Genomic DNA, 24,929 nt, shown 5'->3' on the forward strand with positions numbered 1-24,929 from the left:
AACTTAAAGGAGTTTTTTGATAATGAACGATAATAAACAAATTTATATAAGTGCTGCAAAAAAGATAAAAGAAATATTCGATAATAACAAGGGAAATATTTTGAATCAAGTTAATGAAAATCTCCAGGGGAACCCAGAAGATATATCTGAAGTTTTTAAAAGTGAGTATGGTTTTGTAGCTCTTGAAAATTTATCTGATGAGGGAAAATTAAGTAAATTAGTATGGAAAAATCAAGGGAAAGAATCTATGTTCTATGAAATAACATCAGGGAAATATAAGAACCAAGGCTCGGTAGTTATGGGGAATGGAACATATTCATATTTAGTTAGATATGACGAACAGAGTGGTGTATATGCTATAGGAAATAAATGGACGAAGAAGGAAAATGTTAGAGAGTCTAGGGTAATGGAAGAAATTAATAATTTCATAGCTGGTTTGAGAGAAGCAGATGCCCTTATAGGAGCATTGAATAGTGAATCCACACCGGAAGACTATCAGAATATTTATACTGCTGTTCTCGATAAAATAATTAACGGATCTATGATTATTGTTCTAAATAAATATTTTTCATTACTATATCCTGAAAAATGGAGTAAATTTATTGGGAAAGAGTATGGGAAAGACGCTGTACAAAAACTTTTAAATAAAAGGATAACAACATATGCTCAAGCTCAATCAGAACTCATGAAAATACAGTATGTACTCACCTCTAGTGAAAAGATAACCCCATATCAATTCATGTTAGTATATGATGAATATATTAAAAATAACACCGCATTTAATAATGAAGTAATAAAAGAAGAAAAATATTTATATGAAGATTATAAGACGGGATTATCCATAACGGATTGGATAGAGATTCTCAATGATCGAGAATATACCAATGATAATCAACTAATTTCATTAAAACGATTATTAAATTTTGGTGGAGAAGCTACATGTAAACAATTATCACAAAAATATGGTGAATCATGGAGCTTTTACCGTACTAATTTAACAAGTTTGTCTAAAAAAATAGTGCAGAAAAATAAAGCTAAAGTTCCTGGCGAGTCTAAGTACTGGCCAATAATGTTTACAGGGCGATATATAAAAGATAAAAGCCAGGGAGTATTTTCTTGGAGGCTAAGGAAAGAATTAAAAAAGGCTTTGAAAGAGTTAGATTTGAATCACTTACCCTTATATTCAAAATCCATTTCCATAGAAGTTGACTATACAGTGTACGCACAGAAGTTAATATCATCTAAAAATATTATTTTTCGTGGAGCGCCGGGCACTGGAAAAACCTACTTAGCTCGAAAAATAGCTGCAGAGATAATCAGTGAAGGGAGAAACCAAAGTTTCGAAGAATTAACAAACGAAGATAAAAAACGGATTGAATTTGTTCAATTCCATCCTAGTTATGACTATACAGATTTTGTTGAAGGATACAGACCGATTAATTCAGAAAAAAATCAGATGGGTTTTGAATTGAAAACGGGAGTTTTTAAGAGTTTTCTAAACAATGCATTAGAATCTCAACAGTTTGATGGAGTTGATAACTTTGATGAAGCATGGGAGATTTTCTTTGAAAATATTAATGAGATAATAAAAGTTGAGAGTGAAACATATAAAATAAAAGATCTAAATGATATCGCATTCAGTGTACGACCATTTGTTAGAGGGAATATGGAAGGAATTCAAAATATGGATTCTACAACATTGTACTTTAATAAAGAGCAATGTTATAGAGTCTACCGCGATCTTTTAGGAGTACCTTCGGGAGTATCTGATGGCTATAGAAAAGCAATTATTAAACATTTAAAAGAAGAATATGGACTATTAGATTATGAGAAACCATTAGGTAAACCCCATGTATTTATTATCGATGAAATTAACCGTGGTGAGATATCTAAAATATTTGGTGAACTATTCTTTGCTATTGACCCTGGATATAGAGGTAAATCTGGAGCAGTTAAAACACAGTATAGCTCACTTCAAAATGACGAAGATAAATTATATATTCCTGAAAATGTTTATATTATCGGTACGATGAATGATATTGACAGAAGTGTTGAGAACTTTGATTTTGCAATGAGACGAAGATTCCGATTTATTGAAATAAAATCTGATGATAAAGAACAGCTGAAAATGTTAGATAACCTGGTCGTAAGAGAAGAAGCGGTTGCTCGTCTTAAACGATTAAATATTCAAATAAGTGAAACAGAAAATTTGAATGATCATTACCATATTGGACCAAGTTACTTCATGAAGCTTGAAGAACTGAATAATGATTTTGAACTGCTTTGGAATGATTACCTTGAACCGCTGTTGGAAGAGTATGTCCGAGGGTTCTTTGATGAGAAAGAAATTCTTGGAGAATTAAAGAGAGTATATGATGGAGCCAATCAGAAAGAAGTTACACAGGATGATTTTGAATGAAGGTAACTGATAATAATCGAAATATACCTCGTGATACGGTTAGTATTTCTGAAGCGTTCATAAATCAGGTTGCAAACAAAGAACTCAGTGAACTTGAAATGGAACAGCTCTTTCTATTTCCACCCAGATTAGAAGAAACAGATGATCTATCTTCAGATCAAAAAGTTCTGGAAGCAAACTTAAAAACACTTAAAACAACAAATATAATGGGGATTATTGGTTACAATGCTGAACAACTTTTTATAAGTTCAAGATTTGATACAGGTAACGATTTCTTTTTTTATTATCTATTAAAAAAGGTATTAAATATAAACATCGTTAATGAAGATGTCAACATGGAGATGAAGAAAGGATATTTAGATATCCTACTATTCTTATTCCCTAAATATTTAAATCTTGCTCTAAGAAAAGGATTGTTCAAAGAATACCAAGAGAAGAGATATAATGATTCAAATGTAAAAGGGAAACTTGATGTTAAAAGGCATTTGACGGAGAATTTTACATTTACAGGTAAAGTCGCATATAACATAAGGGAATTCAGCTATGATAATCCAGTTATAAATCTTGTAAGGTACGCGATTGAATTTATTAAGATGAGAAAAGACTTTAGAAGTGTTTTAAATCTTAATGATGTTACACGTAAAAATATTAAACAGATAGAAGAACACTCTTTTAATTATAAACAACGAAATGTGTTATCTGTGATCCAAGAAAATTTAAAGAAACCAGTGAGGCATGGATACTATTTTGAATATCGAAAATTACAGTTACTATGCTTAGCTATTCTAAGAGCAAATGAGAGTATGTATAAGCAGACGAATGATCACAAAATATATGGCATATTATTTGATGGTTCATGGTTATTTGAAGAGTATGTTAATTTGCTGATCAAAGATGCTTATTATCACCCTCAGAATAAGACGGAAATTGGGAAACAGTACTTATTTGAAGGATCTGTTGGATTAATTTACCCGGATTTTATTTCTAAAAACAATATAAATAGAAGTATCGCGGATGCTAAGTATAAACGTTATGGGAGCATCCATGGAAAAGACTACCTTCAGTTAGTTGCTTATATGTATCGATTTGATGCAAAACAAGGATATTATATATATCCGAAGAATTATGATGATCGAGAAGAAGCCAATGAAACTCTATATTTGAAACAAGGCATAAATAAAGAAACAGCTAAGAAAGATGAAGATATTACCGTAAGAAAAGTCGGAATAGGAATTCATTATGACGCTGACACATTTCAGGAATTTGAAAAGAGAATGGCTGAAGAAGAAAAGATGTTAAGGAAGACTCTAGGGATAGAACTATAGTAGTTATTAATACTTCTACAGGTGTCTAGGACATGTTTTAATAATTCACTTCATTTATTTGCCATGCTTTCTTATACTAGAGACAAATCAACTGATCAGGCGGGATGTTATGGAATCAAGAGAAGCAAATTTATTGAATGCTTATGAACGTGGTTTTATTGATCGTTTTACTACTAAGACGTCACATTATCCACCAGAATTGATTATAAATTCTAAAGAAGAAAATGTATTGTCGCCGATGCTGGATGCATTGGAAACATGTGAGTCTTTTGTAATATCGGTTGCCTTCATTACAGAGGGGGGCATCGCGTCCCTTAAAACGGTATTATATGAGCTTAACAAGCGTGGTATAAGTGGAAAGATTATCACGTCTACGTATTTAAATTTTAATAAGCCTAAAGTTTTTAAAGAGTTACTTAAGATACCTAACATAGATGTTCATATTACGGATCAATCAGGCTTTCACGCCAAAGGTTACGTATTCGATAAAAAAGATTATTCGATTATGTTTATTGGCAGTTCAAACTTAACTGATGCTGCGCTAAAGAAGAACTATGAATATAATTTGAAACTGACTTCTCTTGATAATGGTGAAGTGATTCAACATTTCAAATCACAGTTTGATACGTTATGGATTAATTCTTCTCCTTTAACAGAGCAATGGATTAGGAAATATGAAGAAATATATGCAGAAACGAAACACGATGATAAAGTCCTTCAGTTAATAGAAACGAAAAAACCTTATCGTTATGACAATGTTGACCCTAAAGAGATAACACCGAATTTAATGCAAGTAGAAGCATTAGACTCTTTGGAAAATCTACGCTTAACTGGTGAGACAAGAGGATTAGTTGTCTCAGCGACAGGTACGGGTAAAACTTATTTATCAGCGTTTGACATAAGAAATGTAAAACCAGAACGTGTACTGTTTATAGCACATAGAGAACAAATATTAATGAAATCATTAAATGATTATCGTGATTTACTTGGAGGAGACCCTGCTGATTACGGGATTTATAGCGGCTCTAAAAAAGATATCAATGCTAAATATATGTTTGCTACGGTTCAGACGTTTTCTAAAGAGAGCCATTTAGAACAATTCCCTAAAGATGCCTTTGATTATATTGTGATAGACGAGGCACATCGAAGTAGTGCAAATTCATACACTAAAATTATAAATTACTTTAAGCCAGATTTTTTATTAGGTATGACAGCTACTCCAGAACGTACAGATAACAATGAAATATTCGGACTCTTCGATTTCAATATTGCTTATGAAATCAGATTACAAAAAGCATTAGAAGCAGAGATCTTATCACCATTTCATTATTTTGGTGTAACTGATTATGTTGTAAATGGAGAGACTATTAGTGATACAAGTTCCTTGAGTGAACTATTAGATCAAGAGAGAATTCAACATATCATTGATAAATTATATTACTACTCCCATGCAGGTGAAGAAGTACGTGGTTTAATGTTTGTATCCAATAGAGAAGAAGCACATAAACTATCAGAGCTACTTAATCAAAGAGGCTACAAAACGAAAGCATTAACAGGCATGAATTCTCAAGAAGAACGTCAAGAAGCGGTTAAATTACTCGAAGCTAATAAACTAGACTATCTAATTACAGTTGATATCTTTAATGAAGGTGTCGATATACCCTCAGTAAACCAGGTTGTAATGCTAAGACAAACAGAGTCGAGTATTATCTTTGTACAACAGCTGGGACGAGGTTTACGTAAACATGAAGACAAAGAATTTCTAACGGTAATTGATTTTATCGGTAACTACAAAAATAATTACTTGATCCCTGTAGCATTAACAGGAGATAAATCATTTAACAAGGATAGACTACGTAAAGATGTAGTTGATAGAAGTTTAATTACCGGAGAATCAACGATTAACTTTGAAAGAATTGCTCAAGATAGAATATTTAAATCTATTTCAAAGGCAACGTTAGATTCTTTAGCGAACTTAAAACGGATGTATCATTATACAAAGAACAAGCTGGGTCATATTCCAACTTTAGTAGACCTTCAAACAGATCAAGATTCGATGAATCCAATGCTGATTTTAAATAAGTTTGATCATTATGTTGGATTTCTATCAAAGATAAAAGAAGAAACAGAGCCGTTAACGAATGGGCAAGATCGTATCCTAACTTTCTTATCTAAAGAAATAGTAGATGGTAAACGTATGACTGAAGTTTTATTACTTCAGCAGCTTTTCAAGGGACCTGTAAATAAAGTGGAATTCCAGAGGGATATGTGTGAGAAGAAATATTATATGTCTGATGAAACGATGATCTCAATCATAAGAATGTTTGAATTAGAATTTTATACATTGCAGAAAACTAATAAATATAAATATCCTCTTATAGAAGTCAGAGGTGAAATTATTTATCTGACGAAAGAATTCAGATCATCGTTGAAAGATGGATACTTTAGAAAACAGGTAGAAGATGTACTGGAACTAGCGATGTTGAATTCTAAAGAATACGATCAATCTGTACAGTTAACAATTAATGAAAAGTACAGTAGAACAGATGTATGTAGATTGCTAAATTGGGAAAAAGATGAGACAAGTACGATTTATGGTTATAAAAACAAACATAATACCGCTCCTATCTTTGTGAATTACAATAAGAGTGATGACATCGATGAATCTGTTCGTTATGATGATAAATTTTTAGATTCACATGTATTCCAATGGTATACGAGAAAAGGTACAGATCTCACTTCGAAAATTAATAGAGAAATTATCGAAGACTATAAAAATGACGACACAGTTATACATCTGTTTGTAAAACGAGACGACGATGAGGGTGTATATCATTATTATATGGGAGAAGTAGATATAGATCTAAAATCTACAGAGAATGCATCGATTGGTTTGAGTGATAACAAGCATAAAGTAGCTAAAATGAATTTCATATTAGAACATCCGGTCGATTATAATATGTATAGATTTATAGATAGAGAGAAATAGACTGTAGGGATTAAGCATTCTTACAGTTTTTTTATTTGTTCTCCATCCATATTACAAAAAAAATCTAGAATATATACTAAAACTAAGATAATGATAATTACTTAGCTAATATTATAACTTTCAATAGGGGCGTCTAAGAGGGAATTGAGAGTACAACGTTCGATGTGGCCTTCATATTAATTCTATGGAGAAAGGATGATATGTCCTAATTTTGTAAGATTTTAGCGGGTGTTGTGGTTGCTTATAAAGTAAAATTAATATTAAGAATTTATTACTAAATAGAAGAGAGAATAGTTCATGAAAAACTTTTTACTTAGTTCTATAGTTATTTTATTGTTAGGTATTTTGGTCTTTCTCGGATTAATATTTTTTACTAATGATACTTCAGAAGAAACAGCTGTTACTAACGTTGAACAAGATGATGAAGTGGAAGCGAATGATGATTCAGAAAATAATAAGGGAATTGAAGAAGTGTCAAGAGAAGAGGAGTCTTCATCAAGCCAACAAGAAGGTTCTAAAGAGAAGACTTCTTCAACGAAAGAAGACAAAGATAGTACAGAGCTCTCACCAGCTGCTGATCTCGAAAAGAAATTGAATAAGCAGGATATTGTTGTAGAAAATGTTGAGTATATGATTCAAGATGACCAGTATAAAAATTTATATCCTGACATGCTCTCAGCTATAGCAACAAATAACACAGGTACAGATATCAGAGATATTACTTATGCATATGTTGCATGGGACAGGAATGGACTACCTTTGAAAATCAAAGGATCGTTTGATTTCTCTGATGGTCAATACGTCTATGGTGGTACAGGTGGGAATGTTAACGTTGCACCTGGTGAAACCTTTGGTCAGGGCTACGGTTTTGAAATAGATAGTGATATGGATGAAGTTTATACGATGAAGGCTATCATAGTGGATTATGAAGGATTCAACGGAGAGAAATGGACGAATCCTTTATATAATGAATTTAAAAACGTATATGAAGGTAAACGTTTAGCAGATGTCGAGGGTCACGAAGATACTATTTATTATCGTTACGGCGGGCAAGCTAATTCTAATAGTAAGAATGAAGTAGAAAACAGTAATGCAAAATCTCTAGATGAACCAAATGAAAATACAGATGAGATTAATAATATTGATAACGAAGTAAATAGTTTTATCACTCAATATTTAAATAATCTTGAAGATGCATATGCAACATCAGATTTTTCTTTAATATCGGATGACGTAGTTACGGGTACAGTAGCATATACAGAACTGAGAAATAATATTACTAACAATAGTTTTCCAAATTTAACTATATTCTCAATTAATGTAATTGAGATACAAGAAAATGGTAGCAGTGTGTATATAGAGGTAATAACAGATCGTACTAATGATAACCTTGATGGCGTCTATGAATTTGTTACGAGTTATAATCTGATTTATAATAACGGAACATTTAAAATTGAAGGATATAGTGACTTATAATTGGAAAAGCCAAATGCAGAATAGCATTTGGCTTTTTTAAAATAGAGAAAGTATCATTTTCACTAACTCTATTTAAATAATCATAAACAGCTTTAGGATTTTATCAACCTTTATTTTGTTGGCCACATTGGCGTAATACTTATACTGTTAAGTTTTACTTTGAATGCAAAAGCATCATAACGATAGTAAAATATAATTTTTTCTATTAGCTCATTGTCTGAACTAAAGACTAATCTTTTTGCTTTAAGTAATGGTGTACCTACATCTACATTCAAAATATCACTAAGTTCTTGACTAGCAGGACATGCTTCAATTGATTGGTCTGCTTCACCAAGTTCGATATTAAACTTATTTTCTAATAACTCATAAATAGTTTTACTTTCCAATTCATCTTTACTAATTTTTGATCCGTATACGGTTGGAATATATGCTTGAGCAATTGCTATTACTTCGTCTTCTAGACTATGTACTCTCTCGATATACAAGCAATCCAAATCATTTGGAGCAGAGTCAGAAAAACTTTGTGATGTTTTTCTATTTTCTTTTTTAATAACTCTAACTTGGGGTTTGTAACCATGTGTTTTTATAATATCAGTTAAACTTTTTAACTCATCTAGCTGTTGTTCTACCTTATCGTGTTTAACAAATGTACCTTTACCATGTATTGTAGTAACTAAATTTTCTGATGTTAAAACTTCTATAGCTTTTCTTATAGTAATCCGGCTAACTCCAAATTGATCACATAGTTTTTGTTGTGAACCTATACTTTGCCCACCTTTAAACGTACCAGTCAGTATATCTTCTTTTATTTTATTTGCTACTTGCAAATAAAATGCTAAGGGTTTATCTTTTGAAACTGTCATAATTTCACCTCTACATCTCTATATATAATTATATCAATAATACCCCTATTGAAATATAGATGAAATAATAACCTCTAAGTATCGTATTGAACTAGATACTTAGAGGTTATTTTAAAGTGTGCTTGAAAAATTTTCTAATGCTGAAATGATGCGATTTAATTCTTCTTGCTCAATTTGATAATGAACAATCATTCGAACTTGTTTCTCTGCTATGTTCTTTACTTTAATACCTTCTTCAAGAAGATAGTTTATAAGTTGCAGGGAGTCAGTTTGATCATGAGTTATTATCGGTGAAACAATATTTGTACGCATTCCGCCTGTTTCAATTTTGAAATGAGGAATATCAGAAATTTTTTGAGCAAGCCAGTCAGCTCTGTCATTATCGTCTTTTAAACGGTCAATCATGTGATTAAGCGCATATATAGCAGGTGCGGCTATAATGCCGGCTTGCCTCATACCTCCTCCAAGACGTTGTTTATTAAATCTTGCTTTATCAATGAATTCTTTAGAGCCTGCTAATATAGACCCAATCGGTGCAGCAAGACCCTTTGTTAAACAGAACTGCACTGCATCTACTTCTTTACAAATATCAGCTGGGGAAATACCTAGTTCAATTGAAGCGTTAAATAGTCTTGCTCCATCCATATAAATCGGAATTTCATATTTGTTTGCCAGTAATTTTATTTCTTTGAGATTATCCATCGGTATAATTTGACCGGCATTTAAATTGTAAGTATTCTCTAAAGAAATTAAGCTTGTTTTAGCACGCTGTATATCACCAATGTTGATGTTCTTCTCTATTTCCTTAAGGTCATAAACTCCATTGTCTACTTGTACCGTTTTAATTTGCACTTGTGCCACTGCTGATGTGGCTGCACCCTCGAGATTATATATATGGGACTCTTTACCCATGATGACTTCTTCCCCTCTTTGACAAAAGGTCATCAAAGCAACCTGATTTGCCATTGTTCCAGAAGTTAGAAGTAAAGCATCTTCCATTCCTAGTAGCTCAGCTGCTTGTTTTTCCAGCTCATTAACAGTAGAGTCTTCCCCCATAATATCATCGCCGAGATTAGCAGTTAAAATTTCTTTTAACATAGCTTGAGGTGGAGTTGTTACAGTATCGCTTCTCAAATCAATCATTTTATTCATTTATAATCTCACCTTCTTTTACTACTTCTGCTTCCTCATTATGGTCATTTCCAAAAATCTTATTTACTATCATAGCTATAGCACCATCACCTGTAATATTTGTGGCAGTACCAAACGTATCTTGGACCATGAATAGGGCAAGCATTAATCCTAAAGCAACTTCATCAAAACCTAAAATTGATTGTAAAATTCCAAGAGTGGCAAGTACAGAACCGCCTGGAACTCCAGCCGCACCAGTTAATATCACTGCAAGTACAATAATAAAAACAGTCATTAAGCTAATTTCTGGCAAGGATCCTTGAGTAATGAGAGAGACAGTAACAGCACTAATTGTTAGAGTAAGCGCTGCGCCTGCGGAATGTATATTTGCACAGAGAGGCATAACGAATTCAGCGATTCGTTTGTCCATCTTAGGTAACTTAATGCCTTGTCTTAATGAAACTGGAATTGTTGCAGCACTGGACATTGTTCCCATAGCTGTGAAATAAGCGGGAATCATCGTTTTAATAGCTTTGACGGGATTTGTATTTGTATAAAATGAAGCAATCGAATACTCAATTGTAAGCCATAAAAGTTGTAAGACAATAATTAATACTAGCATCTGTCCAAATATTAGTATCGCACCACTGACTTCACCTTCTGCAGCAATACCCACAAAAATGAAGAAGATGAAGAAGGGGATTACAGGTATAATAAATCTTTTTATTACGATATCTATAATACCTTTTAACTCTTCTACAACTTTAGCTATGATATTAGCTTTACCCCAACTTGCAGCAAGTCCAATAACTATGGCGAATATTAGCGCAGACATAATATCCATAAAAGCTGGGAACTCAATTGAAACAATAGGATCTGGAATAGAATTTGCACCAGGCTCATTAAAAGTTTTACCTTGAACGATATTTGGGATAATTAAATATGCTGAGATAGCAGCAATACTACATGCAATTATAGTGTCAATATAAGAAATAATGAGAGTAAAGGATAGCAGTTTACCCGCATTTTTACTCAACTGTGCAATGCTGTAAGCAATGAAACTAAAGATAATAAATGGAATAAAGAAGTTGATAATATTACCTAGTAATACGCGTCCTGTTTCTGTCACACTCAATAACCAGATAGGTGCAATCATTCCTACTAATATTCCTAAAACAATACCTACAAGCAGACGTGGAATTAAACCAAATTTCATAACTTACTCCCCCTTTTCTTATGACATATTATATGATGTCATATGCCAAGTGTCAATATTTAATTCAAATATTCAGAAATTTTAATTTTGAAAATTATGTACTATTATCGACAAAATATTAGAAAAGAAGAAAAAAATTAGATTTCGAAGTAAAATGATTGTAAAGAACGTTAAAGGAGAAAATATTATGAAAAAAATAGCTAGATTATTTTTTCTAACAGTAATTATAAGTTTAGCAGCGTGTTCTAATGAAACAGAAACCATTGAACAGGAAGACCAAAATGTAACTGCACAAGAAAGTAGTGATGAACAGATAGATATAGAGGAACAGGAGGTCGATAATCTGGACAATGTTATTGAAGAAGACTTAGACACTAATCCAGCAGAAATACTTAATAATAATGTTCGTGCCTTAAATTTGTTTTTAGAGAATGATATAGTTCCTGAAATGGAAGGGGCTAATTATGTTGATTTACATAGTTTCATCTATGAACCAAAGGTTGAAGGTGAGGATAAATACTTTATAGACGTTGGTTTTATAGAAATGTCAGATTACTATAATTATGAATTCAGAGAATTAAGAGATTATTATCAGGCCTTTGAATTAGAGGATTATGAAGGGAATAGAGTATTTCTTTACGGATTGAGAGATGAAGAATCAACACAGAGACTTGTTGAAGATATTAGAAAGGGTATCGCTGTTGGATATTTTATATTAGCAGATTTATATGATTTCGACACTGGTGGACAGAATATGGCTGTTATACATACTTATTTGGACTTTGAAGATGTTGATGCTATAACTGAATATTATAATTAAAAATATCTTAAAGCTTTTTTATATACCCCTCAAAATGTCTACTTTAGAGGGGTATATAAATTTACATTTGGTATATTTATTAGCTTGAAAAATTAACTAAATAGATTTATATAGAATACTATTATTGAGATATTAATCGTATCAACCAGGAATGCAGCAACGATTGGTACTATTAAAAATGCGGTTCTTAATGGACCGAATTTCTGTGTTAAAGTATCCATGTTTGCCATTGCAGTTGGCGTAGCAGCCAATCCGTGTCCAATCATACCATTTAGCATAACCACCGCATCGTAGTTCTTCCCGAGAACTCTAAACACGATAAAAATTACATAAAGTATGATGAAAAGAACATGTGCAGATACGATGAGAAGAATAGGCAATGCCAGATCAGCAAGTTCCCACCCATTTTAATCAGTTTAAAATTGGCTCCAAGACTTGCGGTAGTAAAGAATACCAGCATAAATAGACTCTGCAATGATGTATAGAGACGTATTGTAATAACATTGGTACTATGAAGTGCAAATATTATTAAAGCGAACAATAAACCACCTACTACAGGTGACGGAATAGAAAATTTGTTTAAAAAGCTGATCTTCTTAACTAAAAATGCATCAATAAAAAGCACGAGAATTGCTAGAAATAAAGATGTGACCTGATTGAACTCTATTTAAATCCCCTTTTATATTATTAAACAATAGTTTAATAATATAGAATATTGATTCATTTCTACTCATACATTAATAACTAATGTTATCATCAGAGTATTACATATCTAACGTGACGGAGATCATTATATGAACAATACTTATAATAGAGGATTTATAAATGATTTAAATACACAGAATATCTCTGCCGGTATTATCACCGGGACGCTCGGCATCGTCGGTGCACCGATTATCGTCATTGAAGCGGCTGCTGCGGGCGGATTTACTCATATCGAGACGATCTCATGGTTTTACGCCGTGCAGTTCTTTGGTGCCTTATTCGGCCTGATTATGGCATTCTATTACCGCATGCCGATTGTCGGAGCCCATTCTATTACCGGCGTCGCATTTTTAGTCACAGTTACTCCGCATTTTACATATTCAGAACTGGTCGGCGGTTTTATAATCACCGCCATTATTATTATGCTGTTCGGTATTTCCGGCATATTTAAAAAGGTTATGAGCTGGATTCCAAGGGAAATCATTTCCGCCATGCTCGCTGGTATTATAACGAGCTATGTGGTCGGATTAATTCCCGCAGCACAGGAGCTGCCAATTGTTGGTGTGACCGCAATTGCCGTCTACTTTATATTAACGAAGTGGGATTTAAGAATTCCGCCGATGCTCGGTTCAGTGCTCACAAGCGTATTTGTATTCTTCGTATTTCATGAATTTGATATGTCGGCACTTGGAACGGAAGTTGTCATGCCAATTGTGCATATGCCGGAGTTTTCACTGGCAGGGGCAATTTCAATTTCGATTCCGCTGGCACTGATGATTTTAAGCAATGATGCGACACCGGCTGTCGGTGCGCTTGAACGCAGCGGTTATAAGGCGCCGACAAATAATATTTTAACGGTGAGCGGAATTTTGTCGATATTCACCAGTTTCTTCGGCGGACAGTCAGCAAACGTTGCAGGCATGATGACGACAATTGCAGCTGATGAAGAGTCGGGTGAGACTGATAAACGTTATGTCGCTTCAGTGATTTCGAGTGTTATTATGCTGATTTTTGGGCTTTTCGCATGGGCCCTGGTGCCATTGATGTTTGAACTGCCTGAAGCGCTGATGGCAATGCTGGCAGGTTTTGTACTCCTCGGGGTATTTGCGTCAACGATGAGAACAAGCTTTGGGAATTCCAAATACACAATGGCAGTCATCTTTACCTATATTATTTCTGTGTCGGGAATTTCTATATTTTATATCAGTGCGCCGGTATGGGCGCTCTTAATCGGAACAATACTGGCAAAAGTCGTAAGGAAATAAATAGAAGCCGGTCTTTAAAAAGATCGGCTTCTATTTATTATGGTTATTTATAAGCATCAGGCCATCTTTAACAACCCATACCTTCACATCTTTATAGTCGTATAAATCTCCATCGATATTCATTTCAGTTAAGTCTTTTGTCTTAATCTCGACCTGTTCTGCATTTACATACATTACTTTTGGATGCTTCGTAATGTTTCCTGTGAACGCCATATAAATTAATTGGACGATGTCTTTAAAATTAATCGGTTCGATATTTAATATATGAAGCAGCCCGTCATCCGGCTTCGCCTCAGGCAGCAGTTTCTCAACGCTGCCCACTGATGAAATTTTAGATGCAAGTGTAAACACTGAATCGACTTCCATCTCCAGTTTATCGATTTTGATACTTACCCGGTATGGTTTTAATTTTATCAGCGTTCTGAGTCCTTTGATCAGATAGGCACCGCGGCCGACTTTGTTTTTTACCGAGCTGTTCACTTTAGCGAATGACGTCATAAAGTTGCCGAAGGCCACCATGTAAGCTGCATATGTATTATTGATTTTAATGGTGTCTATTGTTTTTGTTATAGATGTGTCCAGCTCCTTTGCTGCCGTAATGGGATTAAGCGGAATGTTGTTAGCTCTGGCAAAGTCATTGACTGTACCTGCAGGTATTACCGCAATGGGGATATTAATATTTTCTTTGCCGAGTATACTGACAAGCTCACTGATTGTCCCGTCACCGCCCGCAGCAACAATGAGGTCAGTATCCGGTGCGTGTTCCTGAATGATATGTTCAAATCCTGTTGCTTCAGTGTATCTGATCACCGGTTCATAATCTTGAGACTTCAAATTACGGATTAACGTATTTTCCAGCTGTGCTTTTTTTCCCATACCGGCAGTCTTGTTAATAATAACCAAGGCTTTCTTCATATTCCGCCCTCCGTTCTTTAAAGGTTTGTTACATTTATTATACCGCACCTGACGAGGACAGAGGGGTAGATAAAACCTGAGAATTATACTATAGTAATAGCTGGTAGTAAAACATGCCGACATAGTTTAATGGCAGAACACAGCCATGGTAAGGCTGCAATGCGAGTTCGATTCTCGCTGTCGGCTTAAATTAAAGGAGAATATGCAATATGATTACGATAGGTGCAGTGCTCCTTATTGTTTTAATTTATGCGATAGTTAATAGTGTAAAGTTTTTTAAAGATACAGAGCTCAGTAAAGCAGTGAAAGAGAAGATGCTGGCAAAAGCTTTTAAGGCTGCATTCATTACTGTGATAGCCGGCTGGGGTTTCTTTGAATTATTCATGATTATGAGAATAGATCCTTCATTTGAAATATACCGCCTGGTAATATTGATCATCGTTGTTATTTCATTTATCGTCTTCGGGCTGAATTTAAAAGTACAGAATCAGCGTCCTGAATAAGTAATCTTTTATTTTAATGCCTCTTCATGATAAGATTAAGAAAATTTAAATAGAAGATTGTAGGTTAATATATGAAGAACTTAATTATTAGAATAATTAAGGAAACAATGAAAGATCCTGTTAAAAGAGAAAAAGTGATGAATTACGTTAAGCCGATTATTTCCAACTATACAAATAAGAATAATAAGAAGAAATAGAGAAAAATCCGGTCCTCAAAGAGGTCCGGGTTTTTATTATTTATCAATATCTATATTCTTTACTTCTCTGACCTTAACGTCTTCATTCTTCACTTCATTGACTCTGATATCATCATGCTTCACAGTGCCTGATACATGCTCCATCTTCTCAACGACTTCTTTTGTAATTACAATTTCTTCTGTTACCACATGTTCCTTAATTACTCTGATACGTTCTTTCGTTACCGGTATTCTTATTATACCGAGATCATCATCGCCGTCTTCTGTGTTGTTGTAAGTTTCAAAAAGAGGCTCGCCTTCAACGGGACGGCGTTCTACCGTGACATTGTCCATATTTACAGGGACATCAAATTCTTCAACTTTTGAATCCGTATATTTCTCAACGACAACTTCTCCTGTTTGGACTTTTTCTTTACTTACTGCAAGCCGTTCTTCACGAAGTTCAAATGTTTCTTCGCCTTCAGGTGTATCGAGCTCTGAATCATTATCAATATATAATAAAAGTTCTCCATTATTAAGAGCGTTCGAGTAGTTTTCACGTTCCTGATTTGTCATCGTAAGACGCTGGCTGCCGTCGAGCTGGATAAGCAGTTCTTCCAGAGTATTGCCGGCAGTCATACGTTCGTTCACTCCCGGATAATCCAGAAGGAAATCCTCATAACCGCGGGTCGATACCACAGTTAATTTTTTCTCGGGTACATTTAAATCTCTGTAATGCTGCAGTCTTTCCTGTAAATGACGTTCATTTGCAATCAATTCAATTTGCCCCATAATGTCAAACCTCCATGTAAATTATTAATTAATGCTTTATTCCCCGTATAGACTAAGTGCAAACGGATACCTTGTTGTGATACTCTTTACTTAAACAGCAACAGGGGGAGATGACTAGATGTTTATAGATGAAATCAACGCATTGATTGAAAGCCAGCCGACGAAAGATATTTCTTACAAGATTCAGTTTGATAATAAGGTGTACGTACATAATGAACACCAGGTATACCCTTCTGCCAGCACGATAAAGGTGCCGATTGCACTTATTAATCTGCAGCAGCATTTTCATAACTATGAAGATATTTCGCTCACGGTCGGTGAGAAGGTTGGCGGCTGCGGCGTGCTGCACACCCTTCAGAGTGTTAAACGTCTGACACTGTGGGATACGATTGTACTGTCGATTATCGTCTCTGATAATACCGCGGCGAACATGCTGATCGATAATATCGGTATCGAGCGGATCAATGAAGGATTTATGGCACTTGGTCTGCATGACACAACTCTCGCACGGAATTACTACGACACGACAGGGATTAATGAAGGCAAACGCAACGCAACATCTGCCGCTGATATGTTCACGTCGATGCAGTATGTCATTAAAGAAAATGATGTACTCCCTGAAGAACTCAGACAGGCTTTCTTTGAAGTCATGAAAAAACAGCAGATTAACGACAGAGTCGGCGGATTTTTTAATATTGATGAAGACCATGAAGCGGAATTTATCGCGTCGAAAACAGGATCTGTGACAGCGCTCGAGCATGAATTTGGTATGATTCAACAAAACGACAAACAGCTGATTTTCTCAGTCTTCTCAGACAACTGGCCGTCGAATCAGGAAGGTAAGCATTTCCTGAATGAGCTGGGTAAAATATTTAAGAATTATATGAGTTAAATTTTAAAAACCAGGGAGGCACTTATGACAGAACTCACTTTGCAGGAAGCAATTTTTACAGTCAGCAATCTCCGTAATCAGCTTAATAAGGAATATACGAAATTCGATACTGAATATCGCGTGCCGGTTGCCGTAAATAACGAAAGTATCGTGAATGACGGCAAGGCGGCGGATGTAAAAGATTCTCTTAAAAAGATTGAACAGCTGAAACACGATATTATTACGCTGAAAGCTGCTGTTCATCATAAGAATACAACAGGGAAGCTTATGATTGATGATGCTGAATATACGGCATCCGAAGTGCTGGAATCACTGAAACTGGAACGGGATATCGTCAATAATCTGCAGAATAATACGGCTTTCGGCTACCATCGTGAGCGTATTAAAACTGTAGCCGGTGTGGGTATTGTTGAAGAGGGTATCATTAGTGAAAAAGAAGTACTCGAATATATTGAGGCGCTTGAAGTTAAGGTGAATCGCAAATCCATGCTGATCGATAAGTTCAACAGTACGGAAACAATTGAAGTAAAACTCAAAACGATGTGAAAATTTTGGCAGAAATCAGGTCCAACTCCTTATTCGAAAAATTGATGGATTACCATTTACGGCTTACTTATCTATTACGTTTTAAGAATACGGATACCGGATACGAACACAATTGTGCTGATGATCTGATTTCGACGGGGATTTCCCAAAAACTTCCGGTCGGAAAGTTTTGCCTTTATGACCGTCCTTACATAAATATTATCTAATGATTTTCGGAGTGTTTTTTTAAAAACTGTAGTACAGTGGGATTGTAATTAAATATAAACGGCTGGGGGCGCACTGAAGGTGCTGAGAGATAATATCGACCCTTTGAACCTGTAGGTTAGTACCTGCGCAGGGAAGTCTGAGCTGATATATGTATAAAATTTCAGCCCGGGCCTCCTCATGAGGTTCGGGTTTTTATCGTCTTCAGCTAAAAAAAGGGGATAATATAATGAAGTTTACTGACAGATTATGGAATAGTGTGGAGGATATTTGGAATGGATATCTTCGTCATCCGTTTGTGACCGGGCTTGGTGACGGTACGCTTGAAGTAGATAAGTTTAAGCACTGGCTGAAGCAGGACTATGTCTATCTGGTTGAGTATTCAAGACTGATGGCAATCGGTGCCGAAAAAGCGCCGGATTTACAGACGATGAATATGTTTTCTGAAATGCTTCACGGGACGCTGTTTGGTGAAATGGAATTGCACAGACAGTATGCGGCAAGTTTTGATATTGAAGAGAGCGAGCTGCTTAAAACAGAGCCGTCCGCAGTCAACACAGCATATACGAGTTACATGCTGAATCATGCACAGCGCGGGGATGCAGCGGCTGTCGCAGCATGTCTCCTCGCCTGTGCGTGGAGTTATAACTATATCGGCAGAGCGTTAGCTGATAAAAACCCGGATCTGGAAAGTAATCCTTATAAGCAGTGGATTGAAACGTATTCCGGTAAAGATTTCAGTGAATTGAACGGCACAGCAATGACGCTCTTAAATGAACTGGCAGACGGCAAACCGGAACGTGAACTGGCACAGCTTGAAGAGATTGTTGTGAAAACAAGTTTGTATGAATATATGTTTTGGGATATGTGTGAAACACAAGAGGAATGGCCTGTTCAGCTGAACTTATAGCAGGTTATGTTTTTTAATAAGTTTTAGAAATTGTTAAGGCTCGGTAAATTATGCATATAGATGTTTTATCTGAGGTATGGTGACAATAACATCAATGATCAGTCTGGAATCTACTATACTTTTAAGGAGCTGGAACATTAGATGAAGAAACTTTTAACTGTCGGATCACTTGTAGGTGTATTAGCACTTGCAGCATGCGGAGGCGGCTCGGAAGAAGAAGGCACTGAAACTGAAGAAACAGGCACAGAAGGTACAGAGACTGAAACAGAAACAGAAGATACTGAAACGGATGACGAAGGCGCTTAATTAAAAGAGAATACTAAAAGGACGACTGTAGATCGAAATAATCGATTAAGTCGTCCTTTTTTTATATAGAATTATTTTTTCTATTTAATGCTTGCGACTAGTGAAATTTCTAAAGGAGCATTTCCAGGCAAGGAATTAACACCAACAGCAGCTCTTGAGCCGATTACTCCATCTCCAAAAACTTCTACGAGATATTCTGATAAAAAGTCTGCAATTTTCGAATGAAAAATGAAATCATCAGATGCATTGATATACACAGTCATCATCACTATCTTATCTATGAGTTCTTCATCAAAAATCTCTTGATTAATGACCTGAATTGCGTTTTTAATTGCCTGTTGAGCCACTGATACATACCCAGTTAAATCAGTTGTGTTATCAAGTTTACCAGTTTTTACTAGCTGTCCGTTTATTTTAGGTGTGATACCCGAAGTATAAACTCTATTTTCGTCTCGGGTAGCTAGCCTGTAATTACCCATTTGGTATGACTTTATTTTTCGTTTTTATAATACCCCGCAACTGTAATAAGTCTTTTCACTGCTTCTACGGCTTTTTCTTTATCTTGAGAGAAATTTAGTCTGATACAATCAGTAAACTGCGGGCCGAACTGTGTACCAGGTGTCACAGTTACTTTGGCCTGCTTTTTCAAGACTTTAACAAAACTCTCACAATCAATTGAAAGATTATTGATTTTAGGGAAAATATAGCTGCCGGCCTCTGTCATTCTTACTTCAAAACCTGCATCTTTGAATAATTCTAGCAAGGTATCTCTAATATCCTGATGAGCTCTAATTCGTTCATCCATCCAGCCAGGAGGCTCGCTAAACCAATTCTTCAGCACAATCTGACTATAGCCACTTGCTCTTAATGAAACGATAGCTTGTAGTTGTTCCATTCTGCTTATAATCTCTTGTGAACCATACGCGACACCTAGTCTGAATCCACTGAGTGATTCTGTTTTTGATGGGCCGATAATAGTTAAGATATTTTCTTTAGGCACAATATTTAAACTTGCTAGGTGCGTATAGGTTCTATTATCAAAAAGTTGACGCGAATATAATTCATCGACAATTACATTAACATCATATTTCTTGATGAGATGAGCAATTTTAGTAACTTCATCTTTACTATAAACAACTCCACTTGGGTTGTTTGGATTTGAAAAAATAAAAGTTTTTACACCATCTTTAAAACTGTGCTCTAGTTCTTCTAGATTGATGCCAGCCTTGTCTAGATGATTCAAATAGTCTAGTTGGACAGGATACAATTCACCTTGAAAGAAATGGACGAGTTTTCTGTTCGCATAATAATCGGGTTCAATAATAGCAACTTTGTCTCCCCGTGAGATAGTAGCCCCAGCAGCAAGAAATAGAGCACCCTGAGTCCCAGGCGTGATAATTATTTCATTATTGGAGTTGATTGGTGTGGAAGAGTATTTGAAAAGTTTTGCTGCTACATCCTCAAGAATATCTTCGCGTCCGCGATAAACAGTATAAGCTTGGCTGCTGCCAACTTCTTTGAAGCCGTAATTGAAGTTGTCGAGAGAACCGGGGATCGGTTCAAATACATCAACATCACCATGAGAAAAATCGACGGGGTCTCCATCCAATTCTTCTCCCTTAAGTACAATATTGTCAAAATTCAAAAGTTTTTCTTGACCGGGTGCTAAGTCAGCATTGAGTTTGTTGAAAAGATTTTCTACTTTAGACATATGACACACTCCTTTATTGTATTTACATGAAATTATGTTTAGAATAGCATCAATCTTCATATGATGTAAAATACGATATAATGTGATTAATTACTATTAAATACGATATTTGGAGGTTTTTATGAATTCATCTGAAATTGAAGCTTTTCTTGCTGTGGTTAGGTCTGGAAATATATCTAAAGCTTCTAAACAACTATTTATATCTCAATCAACAATAAGCCAGAGAATTAAAACTTTGGAAACTAAACTTGACGTTAGACTTATAGAAAGATCCAAAGGAATCACTTCTATAAAACTGAGTAACGAAGGAGAGAAATTTTATAAGATTGCTTTGCAATGGGAACAGCTCATGACTGATTCAAAGATGCTGAAACAAAAACAATACGTTCAAAATATATCGATAGCAGGTGTCGATAGTATTGTTAACTTTGTATTAAATGATGTTTTTCGCAATATAGTTAAAGAAAATCCATCAATCAGTTATTTCTTTAGAACTCATCAATCTGATGAGATTTATACATTGATTGAAGAAAACTCTGTCGATATTGGTTTTATTCTTCAAGAAAGAGTTTCTGAATCAATTATTAAAGAAGAGTTTTTTAGAGAAGAACTCGTTCTTGTACTGAACAGAGAACCTGATAAATCACTAGTTTCTCTAGACTCACTTGATGCGACAAAAGAGTTATATATAAATTGGGGTCATATGTTTGCACTATGGCATGAAAAGAATTTTGGTTACGCAGGAACGCTCGGGGTGGAAGTCCATACAGGTGTGTTGATTAATGAATTTTTAAAGACCGAAGAATATTGGGCAATCATTCCTGTGTCAATGGCTAAAGAATTTACTAAAGAGAGAAATCTGCAGATTATTAGATTTAATAAAAATAAACCAATCAGAATATGTTATCTAATATACGATAAAAACAATAGGAACTTGGAAGATATATATAGTAGTATCTTAAGAAATAACGACTTGATCAACGGTAAATTAAAACTGGCTACAGATGAAATTACAGAAGAAATATAGTGAAATATCGTATTTTGTAGTAATTATTATGAAAAACGTGTATTTTACAATATTCTGAAAAATTGATATTCTTCTTTATGAAAGGGTTTTCATAAAGGGGGGGAGAAGCGTTTGAAAATGTGGTTTAAGTTGCCTTTATATACTCAAATAGCGATAGGAGCTGTTATCGGGGTTATAGTTGGGTTTATATTAGGAGAAAATGTAAGATTTATTGCACCAATAGGAGATGCGTTCTTACAGTTACTAAAAATGCTTATTATCCCATTGGTCATTACGACTATATTATCTGGAATATTAAAATTGAATGATATAAAATCATTCGGTAAAGTTGGCGGAGGTTTTTTATTCTATTTAATAATTACAAGTCTAATAGCAACGACTATCGGTTTTTTAGTTGCGATGGTAATACAGCCAGGTAAAGGAAACACAAGTTTTTTAAATCATGGGGAAAGTGTTGAAGCGGAAGAATTTAGTTTTTCAGATCATTTCTTAAGTATGATTCCTGCTAATATATTTGAATCATTAGCGAATATGGATATGCTGCCAATAATTATTTTTACAATAGCAATTGGTCTAGTTATTTTAAGTTTAGGAAAAGAAAAAAATTCTACAGTTGTTAAATTTATAGATGAAGCTGCTAATATTATGCTGAGATTAACTGAATTCGTAATTCAACTTGCCCCATATGGAATTTTTGCTTTGCTTGCAAGTTTAGTTGGGACTTTTGGTTCAGATATGCTGAGTGCGGTGGCTTCATTTATTTTGGCCGATTACATTGCAATGGCTATAGTATTCTTGGTCGTATATCCATTGATATTAAAATTCATAACAAAGTTAAGTCCGTTTCAATTTTATAAGAATGTTTATCCATCTATATTATTCGCATTTACAACTTCAACGAGTTCAGCGACAATACCTGTCTCTTTAAGAGTAATGAAGAAGAATGTAGGAATCTCTGAAAAAACTGCTGGATTTACAATTCCTTTTGGTGCTACTGCAAATATGGATGGAATGGCAGTAGCCCTTGGTGTAATCAGTGTGTTTGCCACTAATTTATATGGTATAGAACTGACATTCGGTTTGTTCTTACAAATAGTGTTTTTAGGTTTAGTTTTGAGTATTGGTGCAGCGGGTGTCAGGGGCGCAGGGATAATATTTTCGATGATTTTACTAGAAACTTTAGGTATGCCATTAGAATTGGTGCCGGTACTTGCAGCAATTTGGCCCATCATAGATATGGGGCATACGACAGTTAACGTTACAAGCGATTTAACAGGAACTACATTAGTTGCCAGAAAAACTGGAGATTTTGATGAAGAAATATTTTATCAGAAAAATGTTAATGAAAATAGTAATAATAAAGCATAATTTAAGGGGGATTTGAATGACTAACAGAAATACAGAATTTTTTCCAAAAGATCTTCAGGATAAGCTGAGAAATCAATTTTACTTTTTAGATTCGGATTTAAATGGCAATAAAAGAATATTTTTTGAAAATGCAGGTGGAGCGCTAAGATTGAAAAGTGCTGTTGAAAAGTATGTGGAAGTATCAAAAATTCCAGATTCACCTGTAAGGGATTACGATATTGCTCAGATGATTAATCAAGATATCACTGACGGTAAGAAAGATATCAGCATGTTGCTGAATGCAGAAGGTGGAGAAATTGCAATATCTTTGACTGCATCTAAAATCATGTTTGAAATGATCACGGTCGCTGCAATAAATTTACCTAAAGGTAATATAGTAACGACCTCGATAGAACATCCTTCATCTTACGATGCTTGTGAATTCTCTTCACAGCAATATGGACACGAATTAAGAGTGGCAAAAGCTGACCAGGGTACCGGAAGTGTATTTTTAGAGGAATTACTTTCACATATTGATGAGGAAACAAGAATAGTTTCATTGATTCTAACATCTAATATTACTGGAGGTATGCATGATTTGAAGAAATATACTCAAGCTATTCATGAGAGAAATAGTGAAGCAATCATTATAGTGGATGCTGTTCAAGGAGCACCCCATGAGCTGATTGATTTGAGTAAATGTCATGTGGATGGAATAAATATCGCACCTTACAAAATGTTTGGATTGCGAGGTGTAGGGTTTGCTTGGTTGTCAAATAGACTTGCATGCATGCCGCATCATAGGTTACTTGCAACGGCAGAAACAAACTGGGATTTAGGAAGTGCTACACCAGCTCATTATGCTTCATTTTCTAAAATTGTAGATTATATCTGTGAAATTGGAATGTATTATATAGGAGAAACTGATAGAAGAACTTTAATAGAAGAAGGTATGAACAGAATTAAACTGCAGGAACAGGCAATACTGAACAGATTGCTTAACGGTTCAGAAACAATACAGGGTACAAAACAACTAAACAATGTAATGATTCATTTCGAAAAAGAAAATGGTATTGACCAGGATTTAATACTGGCAATGACTTTCAGTAATATTTCAAATAACAAAGCTGTTGAAGTATATAAAGAGAACAGTATACAAGTCTTTGCTAGAGAGGCAAGTAGTCATTATTCAAAACGTATTCTTGAATCAGTAGGGTTGGATTCATTGGTCAGGGTGTCTCCAATACATGTTCATAATTCAGAAGATGTAGATGAGTTTTTAAGAGTAACGAAAATAATAAATAATATGTAATACAAAGGAAATTTGAATCTCATTTCTTGTTCAGATTATTTTAATATCTTACATAAAAACAGTAATTGCTATCACTTTT

The 24,929-nt window shown here is 34.7% G+C and carries 24 protein-coding genes, 1 tRNA gene, 1 pseudogene and 1 riboswitch; of the genes and pseudogenes, 16 read left to right on the plus strand and 10 right to left on the minus strand.

Going from position 1 to position 24,929, the window contains the following annotated elements; all coding sequences use genetic code 11:
• Positions 1-22: 22 nt before the first annotated feature.
• The 4 genes from HNR41_RS09430 to HNR41_RS09445 all read left to right on the plus strand — a co-directional run bounded on the left by HNR41_RS09430 (position 23) and on the right by HNR41_RS09445 (position 8,209).
• Positions 23-2,419 (plus strand): McrB family protein, encoded by a 2,397-nt coding sequence (locus HNR41_RS09430; RefSeq protein ID WP_184284030.1) that lies wholly within the window; start codon positions 23-25, stop codon positions 2,417-2,419.
• Positions 2,416-3,744, plus strand: coding sequence for an McrC family protein (locus HNR41_RS09435; protein ID WP_184284032.1), 1,329 nt, complete (start codon positions 2,416-2,418; stop codon positions 3,742-3,744). The genes HNR41_RS09430 and HNR41_RS09435 overlap by 4 nt, the downstream gene beginning before the upstream one ends.
• Positions 3,745-3,853: 109 nt before the next feature.
• Positions 3,854-6,733, plus strand: coding sequence for a DEAD/DEAH box helicase (locus tag HNR41_RS09440; RefSeq protein ID WP_184284034.1), 2,880 nt, complete (start codon positions 3,854-3,856; stop codon positions 6,731-6,733).
• A 297-nt stretch (positions 6,734-7,030) separates the two neighbouring features.
• A complete protein-coding gene (locus HNR41_RS09445; RefSeq protein ID WP_184284036.1) occupies positions 7,031-8,209 on the plus strand; it encodes a DUF5780 domain-containing protein in 1,179 nt (392 codons plus the stop codon).
• A gap of 110 nt (positions 8,210-8,319) precedes the next feature.
• Here HNR41_RS09445 and HNR41_RS09450 read toward each other — a convergent pair whose 3' ends face one another.
• The 3 genes from HNR41_RS09450 to HNR41_RS09460 form a co-directional block, all read right to left on the minus strand.
• Complete coding sequence (locus HNR41_RS09450) at positions 8,320-9,072, minus strand: GntR family transcriptional regulator (protein WP_184284038.1); 753 nt, start codon at positions 9,070-9,072, stop codon at positions 8,320-8,322.
• A 111-nt stretch (positions 9,073-9,183) separates the two neighbouring features.
• On the minus strand, positions 9,184-10,224 hold the full coding sequence (locus tag HNR41_RS09455) for a threonine aldolase family protein (RefSeq protein WP_184284040.1): 1,041 nt from the start codon (positions 10,222-10,224) through the stop codon (positions 9,184-9,186).
• Positions 10,217-11,419 (minus strand): cation:dicarboxylate symporter family transporter, encoded by a 1,203-nt coding sequence (locus tag HNR41_RS09460; RefSeq protein ID WP_184284042.1) that lies wholly within the window; start codon positions 11,417-11,419, stop codon positions 10,217-10,219. The genes HNR41_RS09455 and HNR41_RS09460 overlap by 8 nt, the downstream gene beginning before the upstream one ends.
• Positions 11,420-11,606: 187 nt before the next feature.
• On the opposite strand from HNR41_RS09460, the gene HNR41_RS09465 reads away from it, so the two are divergent.
• Positions 11,607-12,239, plus strand: coding sequence for a hypothetical protein (locus HNR41_RS09465; protein ID WP_184284043.1), 633 nt, complete (start codon positions 11,607-11,609; stop codon positions 12,237-12,239).
• A 92-nt stretch (positions 12,240-12,331) separates the two neighbouring features.
• Here HNR41_RS09465 and HNR41_RS11535 read toward each other — a convergent pair whose 3' ends face one another.
• From HNR41_RS11535 to HNR41_RS11545, 3 genes and pseudogenes are all read right to left on the minus strand, one after another.
• Complete coding sequence (locus HNR41_RS11535; RefSeq protein WP_407929348.1) at positions 12,332-12,490, minus strand: hypothetical protein; 159 nt, start codon at positions 12,488-12,490, stop codon at positions 12,332-12,334.
• Positions 12,491-12,556 (minus strand): annotated as a pseudogene (locus HNR41_RS11540) (hypothetical protein); the annotation flags it as partial.
• A gap of 8 nt (positions 12,557-12,564) precedes the next feature.
• The gene (locus HNR41_RS11545; RefSeq protein ID WP_446496959.1) at positions 12,565-12,864 is read right to left on the minus strand and encodes a sodium/glutamate symporter; all 300 of its coding nucleotides are present in this window, start codon (positions 12,862-12,864) and stop codon (positions 12,565-12,567) included.
• Between the two features lie 169 nt (positions 12,865-13,033).
• Here HNR41_RS11545 and HNR41_RS09475 point away from each other — a divergent pair, with 169 nt between their 5' ends.
• On the plus strand, positions 13,034-14,209 hold the full coding sequence (locus HNR41_RS09475; protein ID WP_184284045.1) for a benzoate/H(+) symporter BenE family transporter: 1,176 nt from the start codon (positions 13,034-13,036) through the stop codon (positions 14,207-14,209).
• 30 nt (positions 14,210-14,239) lie between these two features.
• On the opposite strand, the gene HNR41_RS09480 is transcribed toward HNR41_RS09475, so the two are convergent.
• Positions 14,240-15,124 carry a diacylglycerol/lipid kinase family protein gene (locus tag HNR41_RS09480; RefSeq protein WP_184284047.1) on the minus strand — a complete coding sequence of 295 codons (885 nt, stop codon included), beginning with the start codon at positions 15,122-15,124 and terminating at the stop codon, positions 14,240-14,242.
• A 115-nt stretch (positions 15,125-15,239) separates the two neighbouring features.
• Here HNR41_RS09480 and HNR41_RS09485 point away from each other — a divergent pair.
• From HNR41_RS09485 to HNR41_RS11430, 3 genes are all read left to right on the plus strand, one after another.
• A tRNA-Thr gene (locus HNR41_RS09485) sits at positions 15,240-15,310 on the plus strand.
• A 23-nt stretch (positions 15,311-15,333) separates the two neighbouring features.
• Positions 15,334-15,627 (plus strand): hypothetical protein, encoded by a 294-nt coding sequence (locus tag HNR41_RS09490; protein WP_184284049.1) that lies wholly within the window; start codon positions 15,334-15,336, stop codon positions 15,625-15,627.
• Between the two features lie 71 nt (positions 15,628-15,698).
• Positions 15,699-15,824 carry a hypothetical protein gene (locus HNR41_RS11430; RefSeq protein WP_260399604.1) on the plus strand — a complete coding sequence of 42 codons (126 nt, stop codon included), beginning with the start codon at positions 15,699-15,701 and terminating at the stop codon, positions 15,822-15,824.
• Between the two features lie 36 nt (positions 15,825-15,860).
• Here the strand turns inward: HNR41_RS11430 and HNR41_RS09495 are convergent, their stop codons facing one another.
• Complete coding sequence (locus HNR41_RS09495; RefSeq protein WP_184284051.1) at positions 15,861-16,595, minus strand: YsnF/AvaK domain-containing protein; 735 nt, start codon at positions 16,593-16,595, stop codon at positions 15,861-15,863.
• 118 nt (positions 16,596-16,713) lie between these two features.
• On the opposite strand from HNR41_RS09495, the gene HNR41_RS09500 reads away from it, so the two are divergent.
• The 4 genes from HNR41_RS09500 (at position 16,714) to HNR41_RS09515 (ending at position 19,453) form a co-directional block, all read left to right on the plus strand.
• On the plus strand, positions 16,714-17,487 hold the full coding sequence (locus HNR41_RS09500) for a serine hydrolase (protein ID WP_184284052.1): 774 nt from the start codon (positions 16,714-16,716) through the stop codon (positions 17,485-17,487).
• A 24-nt stretch (positions 17,488-17,511) separates the two neighbouring features.
• Positions 17,512-18,033 (plus strand): hypothetical protein, encoded by a 522-nt coding sequence (locus tag HNR41_RS09505; protein ID WP_184284054.1) that lies wholly within the window; start codon positions 17,512-17,514, stop codon positions 18,031-18,033.
• 260 nt (positions 18,034-18,293) lie between these two features.
• Positions 18,294-18,390: riboswitch (TPP riboswitch) on the plus strand.
• A 76-nt stretch (positions 18,391-18,466) separates the two neighbouring features.
• Complete coding sequence (gene tenA, locus HNR41_RS09510; RefSeq protein WP_184284056.1) at positions 18,467-19,147, plus strand: thiaminase II; 681 nt, start codon at positions 18,467-18,469, stop codon at positions 19,145-19,147.
• Positions 19,148-19,288: 141 nt separating this feature from the next.
• Positions 19,289-19,453 carry a hypothetical protein gene (locus HNR41_RS09515; protein WP_184284058.1) on the plus strand — a complete coding sequence of 55 codons (165 nt, stop codon included), beginning with the start codon at positions 19,289-19,291 and terminating at the stop codon, positions 19,451-19,453.
• Positions 19,454-19,533: 80 nt separating this feature from the next.
• On the opposite strand, the gene HNR41_RS09520 is transcribed toward HNR41_RS09515, so the two are convergent.
• Positions 19,534-19,932 (minus strand): RidA family protein, encoded by a 399-nt coding sequence (locus HNR41_RS09520; protein ID WP_184284060.1) that lies wholly within the window; start codon positions 19,930-19,932, stop codon positions 19,534-19,536.
• An 11-nt stretch (positions 19,933-19,943) separates the two neighbouring features.
• Positions 19,944-21,164: a pyridoxal phosphate-dependent aminotransferase gene (locus HNR41_RS09525; RefSeq protein ID WP_184284062.1), complete on the minus strand. Its 1,221-nt coding sequence runs from the start codon at positions 21,162-21,164 to the stop codon at positions 19,944-19,946.
• Positions 21,165-21,285: 121 nt separating this feature from the next.
• On the opposite strand from HNR41_RS09525, the gene HNR41_RS09530 reads away from it, so the two are divergent.
• The 3 genes from HNR41_RS09530 to HNR41_RS09540 all read left to right on the plus strand — a co-directional run bounded on the left by HNR41_RS09530 (position 21,286) and on the right by HNR41_RS09540 (position 24,850).
• Positions 21,286-22,191 (plus strand): LysR family transcriptional regulator, encoded by a 906-nt coding sequence (locus HNR41_RS09530; RefSeq protein WP_184284064.1) that lies wholly within the window; start codon positions 21,286-21,288, stop codon positions 22,189-22,191.
• 117 nt (positions 22,192-22,308) lie between these two features.
• Entirely contained in the window at positions 22,309-23,559 is a 1,251-nt protein-coding gene (locus HNR41_RS09535; protein WP_229714994.1) for a dicarboxylate/amino acid:cation symporter, read from the plus strand.
• Between the two features lie 16 nt (positions 23,560-23,575).
• Positions 23,576-24,850, plus strand: a complete 1,275-nt coding sequence (locus HNR41_RS09540) for an aminotransferase class V-fold PLP-dependent enzyme (protein ID WP_184284068.1) — start codon at positions 23,576-23,578, stop codon at positions 24,848-24,850.
• Positions 24,851-24,929: the final 79 nt, after the last annotated feature.

It is taken from the genome of Jeotgalicoccus coquinae, assembly GCF_014207425.1.
GTDB classification, from domain to species: domain Bacteria; phylum Bacillota; class Bacilli; order Staphylococcales; family Salinicoccaceae; genus Jeotgalicoccus; species Jeotgalicoccus coquinae.